The organism is uncultured Planococcus sp. (assembly GCF_947501725.1).
Taxonomy (GTDB): Bacteria; Bacillota; Bacilli; order Bacillales_A; family Planococcaceae; genus Planococcus; species Planococcus donghaensis_C.
On record NZ_CANMXD010000011.1, the window covers coordinates 127431 to 140643 of the forward strand.

At 45.5% G+C, this 13213-nt stretch carries 14 protein-coding genes; 7 read left to right on the top strand and 7 right to left on the bottom strand.

Annotated elements, in window-relative coordinates:
* Positions 1 to 49 precede the first annotated feature (49 nt).
* A complete protein-coding gene (locus Q0785_RS16015) occupies positions 50 to 1042 on the bottom strand; it encodes a lipoate--protein ligase (RefSeq protein WP_298832113.1) in 993 nt (330 codons plus the stop codon).
* 143 nt (positions 1043 to 1185) lie between these two features.
* Between Q0785_RS16015 and yhfH the strand changes: the two genes are divergently transcribed.
* Complete coding sequence (gene yhfH / locus Q0785_RS16020; RefSeq protein WP_215102079.1) at positions 1186 to 1311, top strand: protein YhfH; 126 nt, start codon at positions 1186 to 1188, stop codon at positions 1309 to 1311.
* A 951-nt stretch (positions 1312 to 2262) separates the two neighbouring features.
* Here the strand turns inward: yhfH and Q0785_RS16025 are convergent.
* Genes Q0785_RS16025 through hemE form a run of 4 tightly spaced genes read right to left on the bottom strand, consistent with a single transcriptional unit; the run spans position 2263 to position 6188 of the window.
* Positions 2263 to 2727 (bottom strand): FixH family protein, encoded by a 465-nt coding sequence (locus Q0785_RS16025; protein ID WP_298832118.1) that lies wholly within the window; start codon positions 2725 to 2727, stop codon positions 2263 to 2265.
* Positions 2724 to 4160: a protoporphyrinogen oxidase gene (gene hemY, locus Q0785_RS16030; protein WP_298832121.1), complete on the bottom strand. Its 1437-nt coding sequence runs from the start codon at positions 4158 to 4160 to the stop codon at positions 2724 to 2726. The genes Q0785_RS16025 and hemY overlap by 4 nt, the downstream gene beginning before the upstream one ends.
* Before the next feature lie 24 nt (positions 4161 to 4184).
* Positions 4185 to 5117, bottom strand: coding sequence for a ferrochelatase (gene hemH / locus Q0785_RS16035; RefSeq protein ID WP_298832124.1), 933 nt, complete (start codon positions 5115 to 5117; stop codon positions 4185 to 4187).
* A gap of 24 nt (positions 5118 to 5141) precedes the next feature.
* Entirely contained in the window at positions 5142 to 6188 is a 1047-nt protein-coding gene (gene hemE, locus Q0785_RS16040; protein ID WP_223641657.1) for a uroporphyrinogen decarboxylase, read from the bottom strand.
* A 213-nt stretch (positions 6189 to 6401) separates the two neighbouring features.
* Here hemE and Q0785_RS16045 point away from each other — a divergent pair, with 213 nt between their 5' ends.
* The 3 genes from Q0785_RS16045 to Q0785_RS16055 all read left to right on the top strand — a co-directional run bounded on the left by Q0785_RS16045 (position 6402) and on the right by Q0785_RS16055 (position 9311).
* On the top strand, positions 6402 to 6914 hold the full coding sequence (locus tag Q0785_RS16045; protein ID WP_298832131.1) for an antibiotic biosynthesis monooxygenase: 513 nt from the start codon (positions 6402 to 6404) through the stop codon (positions 6912 to 6914).
* Positions 6915 to 6957: 43 nt separating this feature from the next.
* Positions 6958 to 7953, top strand: a complete 996-nt coding sequence (locus Q0785_RS16050) for a sodium:calcium antiporter (RefSeq protein WP_298832134.1) — start codon at positions 6958 to 6960, stop codon at positions 7951 to 7953.
* A gap of 188 nt (positions 7954 to 8141) precedes the next feature.
* Positions 8142 to 9311: an amidohydrolase gene (locus Q0785_RS16055; protein ID WP_298832136.1), complete on the top strand. Its 1170-nt coding sequence runs from the start codon at positions 8142 to 8144 to the stop codon at positions 9309 to 9311.
* 45 nt (positions 9312 to 9356) lie between these two features.
* Here Q0785_RS16055 and Q0785_RS16060 read toward each other — a convergent pair whose 3' ends face one another.
* Both Q0785_RS16060 and Q0785_RS16065 read right to left on the bottom strand, forming a co-directional pair.
* Positions 9357 to 10559 carry an ABC transporter permease gene (locus tag Q0785_RS16060; protein ID WP_298832138.1) on the bottom strand — a complete coding sequence of 401 codons (1203 nt, stop codon included), beginning with the start codon at positions 10557 to 10559 and terminating at the stop codon, positions 9357 to 9359.
* Positions 10543 to 11292, bottom strand: coding sequence for an ABC transporter ATP-binding protein (locus tag Q0785_RS16065; protein WP_298832142.1), 750 nt, complete (start codon positions 11290 to 11292; stop codon positions 10543 to 10545). Before Q0785_RS16065 ends, Q0785_RS16060 begins: the two co-directional genes overlap by 17 nt.
* Positions 11293 to 11397: 105 nt before the next feature.
* On the opposite strand from Q0785_RS16065, the gene Q0785_RS16070 reads away from it, so the two are divergent.
* The 3 genes from Q0785_RS16070 (at position 11398) to Q0785_RS16080 (ending at position 13009) form a co-directional block, all read left to right on the top strand.
* On the top strand, positions 11398 to 11829 hold the full coding sequence (locus Q0785_RS16070; RefSeq protein WP_298832145.1) for an HIT family protein: 432 nt from the start codon (positions 11398 to 11400) through the stop codon (positions 11827 to 11829).
* 103 nt (positions 11830 to 11932) lie between these two features.
* Positions 11933 to 12463 carry a tryptophan transporter gene (locus Q0785_RS16075; protein ID WP_223641645.1) on the top strand — a complete coding sequence of 177 codons (531 nt, stop codon included), beginning with the start codon at positions 11933 to 11935 and terminating at the stop codon, positions 12461 to 12463.
* A gap of 126 nt (positions 12464 to 12589) precedes the next feature.
* Positions 12590 to 13009 carry a YtxH domain-containing protein gene (locus Q0785_RS16080; RefSeq protein WP_298832152.1) on the top strand — a complete coding sequence of 140 codons (420 nt, stop codon included), beginning with the start codon at positions 12590 to 12592 and terminating at the stop codon, positions 13007 to 13009.
* The last annotated feature ends 204 nt before the right edge of the window (positions 13010 to 13213 follow it).

Consider the following 13213-nt stretch of genomic DNA (forward strand, 5'->3'; position numbering starts at 1 on the left):
TTTCCATTTTAACAAAAGAGCCTGCATAAATGCAGGCTCCGGTGAATTCTTAATAAATTAATTTTAAAAACTCTTCCGTCGTGATGCCGCCAAGAAGTTTTGGGATGTCGATTCCTGCAATCGCCTCATCCAAAGAAGCCCGTTCGTATTTTGAGCCGATGATGGCCTGCTCTATTTCAGATACGTCACCGACACCGAAAAAGTCGCCATAGATATTGGCGTCCTGGACAATGCCTTTCTCTACCTGCAGACGGACATCGATGCCCCCTACCGGGAATCGGTGGGAATGTTTGATGTTGAACTTAGGTGACTTGCCGTAATTCCAATCCCAATTGCCGTAGCGCTCTTTCGACAACTCATGGATATTTGTCCAATCTTCGTCCGTCAATTCATAATAGCGGACATTTTCTTCGCCCTCGAAAATCGAATGCAGAATCGCATTGCGGAATTCCGTCACTGTCATCGGCTCTTTCAGAAACTCGGAAACATTCGCGACACGGCTGCGAATCGACTTGATGCCTTTCGACTCGATTTTTTCTTTGCTGACTTTCAGCGCAGATACGACCGCGTCCACTTCAGTATCAAACATCAACGTGCCGTGGCTGAACATCCGGCCTCTCGTAGAGAACTGTGCATTGCCCGACACCTTCCGGCCTTCAGCCATCAAATCATTGCGTCCTGAAAGTTCCGCATTGACGCCTAGGCTTTGCAACGCTTTGACCACAGGCTCTGTGAACTTACGGAAATTGCGGAAGCTGTTGCCGTCATCTACCGTGATAAAGCTATAATTCAAATTCCCAAGATCATGATAAACCGCTCCGCCACCGGATAATCGGCGAACCACATGGATGCCATTGGAATCCACGTAATCGGTATTGATCTCCTCTGCCGTGTTTTGGTTCTTGCCGATGATGATGGAAGGTTCATTGATATAGAACAGAAGGAATGGATCTTTTTCAACATCCATTGTTTTCAGCAGATATTCTTCAATTGCCAGGTTAATTCTCGGGTCTGTAATGCCTTTATTGTCTATGAAATACATAATCTCTCTCCTTTTGGCTGCGTTCCTGTACTTAGTTTAACGGATTTTTCAAATAAATTCACGGTTAAGGGTTGACGAATCCAAACTGTTATAATACACTGTTTTAAACACCAACAGTACTATAACAAAAGGAGATGGAAGTTATGATTGAAAACGTAGTTGAATTTTTCAAGAACTTGCCCCCGAAACAGTGTGCGTCTTGTGGAGAAAAAATGGAAGAGCAACATGAATGTTATGGTACTCAATGTGATTCCTGCAACGAATTATAAGATCAAGTAAAATATACTTATAAAAAACGAAGCAGCGCTAAGTGGCGTTGCTTCGTTTTTTGTGTTGAATTTTTGTGTTAAATAGATTTAGAATAATTTGAGTAGGTTGGAGAAATCGCTTCAGACGTATTCATTCGAGGAGTGATGAAAAAATGAGTTGCACTTATGCTTTTCGCCTGTGAAAAGCGGGCATGTCGGAGAAGCGCAGCGGATCGCTTTTGGTTTGTGGACAGTCCGTGAATAATGGATCTTTCAACCACTAAACAGATTATTTTCACATCATATTCCCATAAATTCTTGTAGAAATACAAAAACTTCATGTAGAAAAGTAAAATATTAAGGTAGAAATCTTACGTCTCTCAGGTAGAAACGTGAACTGGTAAGGTAAAGCCTCGAAATCCACACACTTCCATCCCAAGCCGAGCGAAGGCGCGTGTACCATCGCTGCCGAGCGATTTTAGAACCACTCCCCATCTATCTCTCCCAAACAACTAGGATATCCACCTATCAACTACACACCCAGCTGAGGAGCGGCTACGGAGTGGGTGGAGCGATAAGACTGGCAGCGCCCTTCAGCTGCCCGGCTTATCGTGGGAACCCACTCCAGAGCGACCGAAGCGGCTATAGAACCTCATCAAAATCAACTTATCCACAAAACCCGCTTAGCGAAGGCGCGTGTACCATCGCTGCCGAGCGATTTTAGAACCACTCCCCATCTATCTCTCCCAAACAACTAGGATATCCACCTATCAAATACACACCCAGCTGAGGCGCGGCAACGGAGTGGGTGGAGCGATAAGACTGGCAGCGCCCTTCAGCTGCCCGGCTTATCGTGGGAACCCACTCCAGAGCGACCGAGGCGACTATAGAACTGCAGTGTAAATCGCCACCCCACTCTTTTATTCACAATAAAAAAGACACCGCCTAAGCGATGCCTTTGGGTAGTCTGTATCAATGGCCGGAATGGCCTTCCATCTTATCCATGCCCTGCGAATCCTCGCTGTCATCCGGAACAATGGAATCCGGGTCTGGATTGCCGACCGTGACTTCCTGTTTCGGCATAACGTGCAAACTCCGTGCAGTGGTATGCGCCTGCATATAATACAGGCCCTCTTCTTCAAAGCTGGTTTCCGCTTCGTAAACCCCGTCTTCCTTATGTTCAGCCGGAATCATCTCGCTGTTGTCGCGATCTCCGGATTCCCATACTTCATAGACGACTTCATCTGCATCTTCCACAGCTTCGTCTCCCTGTGTCACAGAAACGGACAGCACCACTTCTTCAGCAACAGCTGCCTGCTGTTCAGTGTTGAATTCCACCATCACTTCTTCTATCTGCTCACCAGTACCAGCTGCATCCGTTCCGCAGCCAGCCAGCAATAAAAATGGCAATCCAAGCCACATAAATTTTTTCATCATGCATTTCCCTCCGTGCTGATAGATTCAGCAGTAAATCGTTCGATCAATTGATTGGCGGCCGCTTTCCCTTGGTCAACGCAGGCTGGCAATCCGAATCCTTCAAAGGAACCCCCTGCAATCTGCACCATCGGAAGCGCATCCTGCAATTCTTTTTTGGCGGAAGCAATCCGCTCTTCATGGCCCACTAAATATTGCGGCATCGCTTCTTTCATTCGGGAAACGACAGTCAGTTCAGGTTCTCCCTGAATGTCCAGCAATTTATTCAGGTCTTCTAAAACGGCTTTAACAATTTCCTGATCCGATAATTCCACAACCGCTTCATCACCGACCTGCCCAATAAATGAGCGATACATGGTTTTTCCAGCCGGTGTTAAGCTGGGCCATTTCAAGTGTGCTGCTGAACACGCCGTAATGGTGAAATCGCTGTTTCGTGCCACTACAAATCCCATGCAATCAGGTTCGGACGCTATGGCACCTTCCGGAAAAGCGATGGATACCGTCGCAATGGAAGTGGAGGGCATGCCTTTCAGGCCTTTCAATAAGCCCAATGGTTCGAAAATCGGCAACAGTTTAGCATGCGGCAAGGCGAAAATGACACCATCTGCGATGATGGAAGCTTCATTGTTCAGCTTCAGCTTCACCTGGTTTTGTTGCTGTTGCAGGTTTTCCACTTTAACGCCTTTTAGAATGGTACAGTTTTCAAGTTCTTTTTCCAGCGTATGTACCAGTGTTTCAAGTCCACCTGTAAACGTTTGGAATAAGCCTTCTTTTATGGTATTGAATGGGCGGGAATCCGCTACTTGATTTTTCTTTAAGCCCCTTATTAAACTGCGGTGCTGCCGCTGGGCATCAAGTAACTCAGGAAACGTCGCTTTTAAGCTCAAACGGTCAATATCACCAGCAAAAACACCTGAAAACAAAGGTTCAATTAAATTTTCAACCAATTCATTGCCGAACCTGCGCCTTAGAAATTTTCCAAGCGGCTGATCTTCAACTGCTGTCGATGCCGGTAGGACAAAGTCCCCTAAAGCGCGGGCCTTGCCAAACCAAGAACTGATGCCGGACGTAAGGAACGAACCGAAATTTGTCGGTACGCCCATGACTGAACCCAACGGAATCGAATAGAGCTGATTCTCGACTGCCACATGGGTTTTCCCCGGCGCGCTTTGGATTAATTGGTCTTCAATCCCTAATTCTCCAGCTAATTGCTGGATGCTGTTTTTTCGTGAGACAAACGAATCCGGACCACGCTCTACTACAAAACCATCTTTATGCAAAGTCTGGATTTTCCCGCCGAGACGATGGGCTACTTCAACCAATGTGATGTCAATCTCCAAACCTTGCTCAACTGCCTGTTTTTGTAAGTAGTATGCCGCTGACAGTCCTGTAATTCCCCCGCCCACGACGACTACTTTATGCGCTTTTACGGCCACGTTTAATCCTCACTTTCACTTGGTTTATTTTTCTGCCAGCTTTCTCAATACCACATCAGCCAAACCATCGATGAATAATGGCTGGACGTTCGGCATTTCTGGACGACGGTAGTTTGCACCGATTTCATCACAAACTACTTTACATTCGTAATCATTATCGAAAAGCACTTCTAAATGATCTGTCACAAAACCAACCGGTGTGTAGACAAAAGAGGTATATCCTTTTTGTTCGAACAGCTCGCGGGTCAAGTCCTGGACATCCGGTCCAATCCAAGGCTCACCTGTTTGTCCAGCACTTTGCCAGCCAATTTCAACGTTTTCCACGCCAGTAGCCTGTTGAAGTATTTCAGCTGTTTCCTTTAATTGATCCGGGTAGGGATCGCCATTCGCGATGATTTTCTCAGGCAAAGAGTGTGCAGAAACGATCAGGCAAGATTTCGCTCGTTCTTCTTCTGACATTTCAGCGAAAGAAGCACTGATTTTTTCACTCCAGTACTGGATGAATTTCGGCTCTGTGTACCAGCTTTCAACTGATGTCAATGAAATGCCTGCTTTTTCAGCTGCTTCAGCTGCGCGGCCATTATATGATTTCACGGAGAATGTCGAGAAATGAGGCGCCAATACAATTGAAACGGCTTCTGTGATACCGTCTTTCTTCATTTCTTCCACACCATCTTCAACAAACGGTTCGATATGCTTCAGGCCCAGATACATTTTGAATTCAATGTCATCCTGCACTTCATTCAAGCGATCGCATAAGCCATTTGCTTGGTCTAACGTGATTTTTGCAAGTGGTGACAATCCGCCAATCGCTTTGTAGCGGCTGCGCAAGTCTTCCAGACTTTCTTCGCTCGGCTTGCGGCCCCGGCGGATATGCGTGTAATAACGTTCAATATCATCTTCTGTATATGGCGTTCCATATGCCATCACTAATAATCCCATTGTCTTTTTCAACATAATCACCTCAAAATGAATTTTCTTCTATTTTAATTTGCTTTTATGAGCAGCACTGTATTCATGGACGAATGAAGTCAAACGCTTCAATGTATCCGGATTGACTTCAGGGAATACCCCGTGGCCAAGATTGAAAATATAGCCATCACTCTGCATGCCCATGTCCAAAATCTTCTTCGCACGTTCTTCGATTACTGGCCAGTCTGCCAATAAGTACGCCGGATCAAAATTCCCTTGAAGGGTTTTGGTCAATCCCATAGCACGTGCTTCAGAAATCGGCAGGCGCCAATCCAATCCAACTACATCCACCGGAAGCTCGTGCCATTCTTTTGCCAAATGGCTTGCGCCGACACCGAAAATCGTCAACGGCACACCTTCTGTACGCAATTCAGCGAAAATACGATCCATAACCGGCTTGATGAAGATACGGTAATCTTCTACATTCAAAGCACCTACCCATGAATCGAAAATCTGAATTGCCTTAGCACCTGCTTTGATTTGCGCATTCACATAAGGAATGATCGTGTCTGCCAATTTATCCATCAACGCAAACCACATCGCCGGTTCCGATACCATCATCGCTTTGGTTTTGTTGTAGCTTTTCGAAGGGCCGCCTTCAATCATATAGCTGGCTAATGTGAAAGGGGCGCCTGAAAAGCCGATCAACGGCACGTTCAGTTGCTCTTGCGTCAACAAACGAATCGTATCAAGGACAAAATCGACGTCTTGTTCAGGATTGATTTCGCCTAAGCGTTCGATATCCGCCATTGTACGGATCGGATTATCAATTACGGGACCGATTCCCGATTTGATTTTTACGTCAACGCCGATTGCCGGCAACGGTGTAACGATATCTTTGTAAAGAACTGCTGCATCGTTGTTGTACTGATCTACAGGGAGTTTGGTCACGTAAGCGCATAGTTCCGGCTGATGCGTAATTTCTTCCAATGAATATTTTTCTTTGATCTTGCGGTATTCCGGCTGCGAACGTCCAGCCTGCCTCATGTACCATACAGGTACATGATCCGTTTTTTCTCCACGCGCTGCGCGAAGATAAGTATCATTAAATGTCATGAATTTTTCATCCCTTCAAACTTCTGCTCTACTGTTTGTCTACCTATATCCGTCTATACTATAGACGTTCCGCCCTTTATTGTATAGATTCACAGCGCATTTGTCATAAATTAGACGCTTCTCTTTTCACTTGTTTGTCAAACCTGTTTCATGTAGATTTCTAGAGGGAAGGATGTATAGTAAGCAGTAAGTATATTATTAGGAGGGGTATCAGTGAATTTTTATATGACAACAGGAACATATGATTATATGAAAAAAATGCGCGACAAAAATCCAGCAGAGAAAATGGTCCTCATGCAGGGTGAAAATTCGACCTTGATGATTCACGAATCAGAAGGAAAAACGATCTTTCAAACTCCCCGTCGCTATGAAGTTGTCGACGGAACTGGTGAGTTGAAGGAAAAAGGATTTTTTGTCTTCAATAACATACCGGTCTCCGATGAAGGCCGCCCTGTTTTCGAACATCGTTTTAAGAATCGGGCAGGTGCTATTGAAAATGAGCCTGGCTACATTGCATTCCGTGTTCTGAGACCGCTCGATTCGGATACGTATGTGGTCCTGACTGAATGGGAATCCCCTGCTTTTTATGAGAAATGGAAAGAGTCGCAGGCTTTTGCAGAAGCCCATTCCGCTAAACCTGAAAGTCCGGCCGGTTCACAGCGTCCGAATATTTTCTCAGGTGTGTCCTATATCAGTACGTATCGAGCAAAACCAGAAGAAGAATAATAGCTAAAAAAAGTCTTTGCATATATAAAGAGGAGGAAATTACTTGGTTTTCGTTATTTTCATATTAGCAGCCGCATTGACTGTTTTCGCGTCCATCAAGCTGTCCCAGTACGCCGATGTTATCAGTTCTAAAACGGCAATGGGCGGCATGATGGTCGGTACACTCTTGCTCGCAGGTGCCACTTCTCTTCCCGAAGTGTCCACCAGTTTCTCGGCAGCAGCGATCGGCAATGCCGATATCGCGGTCGGAAACATGATCGGGTCGAACCTTTTCAATCTCTTCATTCTTGCCGGATTTGATTTCCTTCTCAGAAGGCGCCGAATTCTGGACCGGGCTTCCCGAAATAATATTTATACTTCCCTCCTTGGGATTTTATTGACCGTCCTGGTGATCATGGCATTATGGCTTCGCTTGGACATTCAAATTCTGGGTGTTGGTCTTGATGCACTGATTATCGCCATCACTTATATTGTCGGTATGGTGGCCATCAACAAACTGCCTTCATTGGATCCTGAAGCAGAAGCAATTGCGGAGTCGGAAGAAGAACCCGACAATCCGAGTGCTTCGCTATCTCCGAAAGCAGCGATTTTCCGCTTTATCATAGCTGCACTTGTTATTTTAGCTGCTGGTACCGCTTTATCGATTACCGGCGACCAAATCGCCATCATCACCGGAATCGGCTCCAGCTTTATCGGCAGTTTCCTGATTGCAGCGGCTACTTCCCTTCCGGAAGCCATTTCTGTTTTTGTAGCGCTTCGATTGAGCAATGTCAACATGGCAGTCGGTGCGATTCTCGGAAGCAATATCTTCAACATGATCATCCTTGCTCTGTCTGACCCTGTGTACACTGCAGGAACCATCATTTCGGGAGTTTCCGGTGCCAATATGATCATCGCTGTCGGTGTTCTGATTATGTCCTTGCTGGCTTTGCTTTCGCTTTACCGGCAAGAAAGTAAGTCTACATTATCTTATGCACTGCCATCAGTGATTATTCTCATCGTGTACTTTGCAGCATCTTATATGAACTTTACTTATTAACTAAGCAAAACAAGGCGCAGCCCTACTTCGGCATACGAAGTAGGCTGCGCCTTGTTGGTTTCCTGGACTTTTCGTCGAGTCAGCTAAAGTCTTTTCTGTTTGGTGGATGTATGTCGCAAAGTTGCGTCACTTCTCTTAATAAACAGTTAATTATGATATGATTTTAAAAAGAGAGAGGAGTTTTGACAATGATTGATAAATTATACGTTGAGTTGGATGCTGCTTATCCTGAAATGGTGGAGATCCGACGCCACCTGCATATGAATCCCGAGCCATCGTTCCATGAAATCAAAACAGCCCGTTATATTCGCCAATATTATGAGCAATTAAGCATCGACGTCAAACATAGCGTTGGCGGAAACGGTGTGGTAGCCACGATAGAAGGCGCAAAACCTGGGAAGACCATTGCTTTGCGTGCTGATTTTGATGCTTTGCCTATACAAGATCAGAAAGAAGATGTGCCCTATAAATCAACGGTCAATGGGGTCATGCACGCATGTGGACATGATGGTCATACAGCGACTCTTCTGGTGCTAGGAAAAGTCCTGCACTCTTTACGCCACGAACTGGATGGAACTTATGTATTGATCCACCAGCATGCTGAAGAACTGGTACCCGGCGGTGCTAAATCGATGATTGAAGCAGGTGTCCTGGAGGGGGTAGATGCCATTTTCGGAACCCATCTTTGGTCTACGACGCCATTCGGGAGAATCGATACACGCGTCGGACCGATCATGGCCGCTGCCGACAGCTTTGAACTGAAAGTCCAGGGGCGCGGAGGACACGGCGCCAGCCCCCACGAAACCATCGACGCGGTCGTCATCGGCTCCCAAATCGTTTCGAACCTTCAATCGTTGGTATCGAGACGTGTGGACCCCCTCGAATCAGCGGTCTTGTCCGTCGGTTCGTTTGTTGCGCAGAACCCGTTCAATATCATTGCTGACCAGGCCGTACTGTCCGGAACTGTCCGTTCATTCAAAGAAGATGTCCGAAGCCTTATGGAGACGGAGATGGAACGGGTCATTGAAGGAACCAGCATAGCCAACAACAGCCGCTATGAATTTAATTTCAAACGGGGATATCCAGCGGTCGTCAACCATGAAAAAGAAACCCTCTATATTAAGAGCATCGCAGAAGCGATTCCTGGTGTAGAAGAGGTCTATGATTGCCCGCCTCAGATGGGTGGAGAGGATTTCGCCTACTACCTGGAGGAAATTCCAGGTGCTTTTTTCTTCACTGGTGCCATGCCTGAAGGCGAAGTCTATCCTCACCACCATCCGAAATTCGATTTCAAAGAAGAAGCCATGCTGCTGGCAGCCAAAACTCTTGGTGCTGCCGCGATCAATTTCCATAAATAAATCAAAAAACAAGCCCGGCCTCGAAAAATAGAGGCCGGGCTTGTTTCAATTCTTTTTATTTCTCAACACGGTAACAGACAGTAAAGAAGCGATTAAAATAACCCCGAAAGTCAACAGAGCGGTAATCATTTCCCCCATCAGCAACAAGACAGCTGCTGCTGCAATGCTTTGCAGCACCTGCATGGCCATGATGAGTTTCCTGACAGCCTGCTGCCTGCTGAAATGTGTCAGCGGAAACAGATTGTCCATCCGGAAATGCTGGGTATGGGTCAGTCCCTGCCAAATTTGGATCACCGTTGCAAATGCCAAAGCACCGGCAAATAAGGCGACACCAATCTGGAACGGAATAAACCAAGCCCCCACCATAATGATTGCCGTCAATCGCACCCATAAATAAAACAATTCATCCGATCGGATAAACGTTCTCCAGACTAAAAACAGATGAGCGTTTTTCGGACCCGGTTTGATAAACCGGTAAACCCAGTTCAGCCAGCTTCTGGTTTTGATTTTACCCTTCAGATGAGGAACATCTGTAAAGTAATTGGCGAATTGATAAAAGCGAAGCATCCGGTTTTCTTCCAAGCCGATAAAATGTTCGTAAGCAAAAGGCTTTCCAACCGCCTTCCGGGCAATCCATTTGCCGTAGAAAATGATGGCAAACAAGACAACAATGGCAATGATCAACTGTTCTTCTATATAAAAGTACACAAATAATCCAATCAGCAGAAAGCGAAGCAACCGATCCAGCCAGACGCCGTCCCCTGCTCCTTGTTTCCTAAAAGCAAACTCCGTCTGGACATTCCACCATTTAATCAGCAGCAGCAAAATCGGAAAACCGATCAGGAAAGATGATGGAAGGCCATAGAGAGCGTTGACCATCGGCAATGAAACAATAAAGACAATGACCGGCAAGTACAATTGCGAAAAGAATGACCATTTCAATGCCGGCTTCAGAAATTCATCCAACTTGCTTTCCAAAGGTAAAAAATATACCGAATCCGCTTCTTTCAATAAAGTGGACGGCGGACTGATGGCTAACAGCACCCCAAAAATCACTGCTAAGACAAGCGCTCCCGGGAAATCCGGCGGGATATTCTGAATCCATTCACTATAGGCGAATCCTGCAGCTCCAAGTGCAAAAAGCAGCACGACCGCAATATGGCCGGTGAAAATATATTTCAGGTAATTTTGGACTTCAACTGTGTATTTAGTTAGCCTCCGTGACCAGACATCATGCAAATTCTTCATTTAGCTCATCCTCGGTCATCGCAATGTATAAATCGTCAAGTGACGCGTCCGGCATCTTGAACGCCTTCCGCAAATCATCCATTGTCCCGCTGGCCCGCACACGGCCGTTGTGAAGAAGGATGATCCGGTCGCAATAACGCTCGGCAGTCGACAAAATATGGGTCGACATCAGCACGGATGCCCCTTTTTTCTTTTGCTTTTCCATTTGATCCAATAAAGATTTGATGCCCAGCGGATCCAGCCCCACAAAAGGTTCATCGATGATATAAAGAGCCGGATTCACCAGAAACGCACTCATGATCATCACTTTTTGGCGCATTCCTTTTGAGAAATGCGACGGAAACCATTTCAGGCGCTTTTCCATCCGAAATTCCTTCAGGAGTTCAGCAGAACGCTTTTCAAACAACTTCGGATCTAAGTTATAGGCCATCGCAGTCAATTCAAGGTGTTCCCGCAGCGTCAGTTCCTCATATAATACCGGCGTCTCTGGAATATACGAAAAAGAGGAACGGTACGTGTCCATATCTTCTTCAAAGGTTTTTCCATTCAAACGGATCTGCCCCGATTTCGGCTGCATCAATCCGATAATGTGCTTGATCGTCGTACTTTTTCCGGCACCATTCAAACCGATGAGCCCGACAAGCTCCCCTTTTCCTATTGAAAACGTCACTTCCTGCAGGACCGGCTTGCGTGTATATCCTCCAGTCAACGCATCGACTTCCAAAATTGCCATGCATAACACCTCTTTCTATTAAACTATTGTATCAAAACCAGCTGCTGAATTCTTTTCGGATATGTCAATTGTGGTAAAATGGGAAAAATGGAAAGGATGATACCTATGACAAATTGTATTTTCTGCAAAATCATTGCAGGCGAAATCCCAAGCGTGAAAGTTTATGAGAATGAACATGTTTTTGCATTTATGGATATCATGCCATTGTCTAAAGGGCATACCTTGCTTATCCCCAAAACACATCGCGAATTCGTCTATGACCTCACGCCGGAAGAGGCAGCCAATCTGTTTTCCGTAGCACCTAAAATTGCAAAAGCCATCAACGAAACCTTCCAGCCTGAGGGCATGAACCTGTTGAACAACAATGGTGCGAAAGCGGGACAAAGCGTTCTCCATTTCCACCTGCACTTTATTCCCCGTTACGGCGAAAGCGACGGATTTGGCGCAAAGTGGATGACGAAAGAAAAGGAATTCACTTCTGAACGCATCCAGGAACTTGCGGAAAGCGTAAAAGAAAAATTAGCCGCTGACGCTTGATTTTCTAAAGTGGACAGGATAGAATCAGTATAAGTTTTCGCCGGCGGTCATGAGGACACGACCGGGAAAAAGAAACTAGCACAGAGCTGAGGAGAGATGAGAAATGAATACGAAAAACCTAGTTTTAATGGCGTTGCTGGTCAGCGTCGGAGCCACTCTTTATGTGGTGATTCCAGGCATCAACGGCGGAATGAAGCCCGATTTCATGTTGACGATGATGTTTGTCGGCATTCTTTTATTCCCGAATGTTAAAAACGTGTTTTTATTGGCGGTAACGACGGGTGTCCTGTCTGGACTGTTTTCCACATTCCCAGGTGGATTCTTCCCGAATATCATCGATAAGTTCATCACGGCTTTTGTTTTTCTTGCTTTGGTGATGATCTTGAAGAAATTCATTTCTAAATTACCAGTGACTATTGCCCTTTGTGCAGTTGGAACTTTATTGTCCGGAACGATTTTCCTGTCTGCAGCCATTTTTGTAATCGGCGCCAATATTCCCTTCAGCCTTTTGGTTGTTACGGTGGTCTTGCCTGCAGTATTGATGAACGGAGTCGCTTTCGCCTTTATTTATCCGATTGTCATCACATTGGTCAAGCGTTCAAAATTCGAAACGGCTGTTTCACAAGCAGCCTAAATCCCAGAGCTTTTCGCCATTATTTTTGGCGAAAAGCTTTTTTTATTGAATAGTCATTCATCTTTATGTTTTAATTAGGTAAAATAAAGGAAAAGAAGCTTATAGGAAGAAAGGGGCGTTTTATACATGAAAGCATCAAGGTTTTTCTTAGGACTTGCTACAGGGTTGGCAGCTGGAGCTGCAACGGCCTTATTCTCTGCTCCCCAATCAGGGCAGGAATTCCGTACGACTATGAAGTCGTCATCATCTGAGTGGAAAGAGTATTTAAATGAACTGAAGGAAAAAGTGAATGGCTTAAAAGAGTCGATCAACCATTTGACCGAGGAGGCCAAAGCACAGCTGCCTGAAGCAGTCGACGGATTGAAGGCTTCTCTTGAAACATGGACGGAGAGCACTGCTCCTGCAAAAGAGCATCTCCAGCTTGAAATCATGGCAATCCAAAACGCAATTGAAGAATTGCAGAATACTATCAGTAAAGATAAAAAAGACAATGACGATGATAAACCTAAAAAGGAAAAAGTCGATGACGATACACAAACCGCTTAAAACAGCAGCCTTCGGGCAGCTGTTTTTTTTGTGGGATACCTTATTCTCCCATTCAAAACTAGAAACGCAGTTTTCGGCACCTTCAATCCGTGAAAATAACTATTCAATGTCAGGTCAGTGTTTGCTGCTCAGCTTTGCTGTATCCAGCCTTTTGAATAGCTGATTACGGCTGTTTTTTCCCGATCGAGTATGTTTTACAGTACT

Coding starts and splice junctions, on each gene's coding strand:
- Q0785_RS16060 (WP_298832138.1), bottom strand. CDS start 10,559: ATGAAGAATTTGCATGATGTCTGGTCACGGAGGCTAACTAAATACACA.
- Q0785_RS16025 (WP_298832118.1), bottom strand. CDS start 2,727: ATGATGAAAAAATTTATGTGGCTTGGATTGCCATTTTTATTGCTGGCT.
- yhfH (WP_215102079.1), top strand. CDS start 1,186: ATGATTGAAAACGTAGTTGAATTTTTCAAGAACTTGCCCCCGAAACAG.
- Q0785_RS16065 (WP_298832142.1), bottom strand. CDS start 11,292: ATGGCAATTTTGGAAGTCGATGCGTTGACTGGAGGATATACACGCAAG.
- Q0785_RS16070 (WP_298832145.1), top strand. CDS start 11,398: ATGACAAATTGTATTTTCTGCAAAATCATTGCAGGCGAAATCCCAAGC.
- hemE (WP_223641657.1), bottom strand. CDS start 6,188: ATGACATTTAATGATACTTATCTTCGCGCAGCGCGTGGAGAAAAAACG.
- Q0785_RS16015 (WP_298832113.1), bottom strand. CDS start 1,042: ATGTATTTCATAGACAATAAAGGCATTACAGACCCGAGAATTAACCTG.
- hemH (WP_298832124.1), bottom strand. CDS start 5,117: ATGTTGAAAAAGACAATGGGATTATTAGTGATGGCATATGGAACGCCA.
- Q0785_RS16075 (WP_223641645.1), top strand. CDS start 11,933: ATGAATACGAAAAACCTAGTTTTAATGGCGTTGCTGGTCAGCGTCGGA.
- Q0785_RS16080 (WP_298832152.1), top strand. CDS start 12,590: ATGAAAGCATCAAGGTTTTTCTTAGGACTTGCTACAGGGTTGGCAGCT.
- Q0785_RS16055 (WP_298832136.1), top strand. CDS start 8,142: ATGATTGATAAATTATACGTTGAGTTGGATGCTGCTTATCCTGAAATG.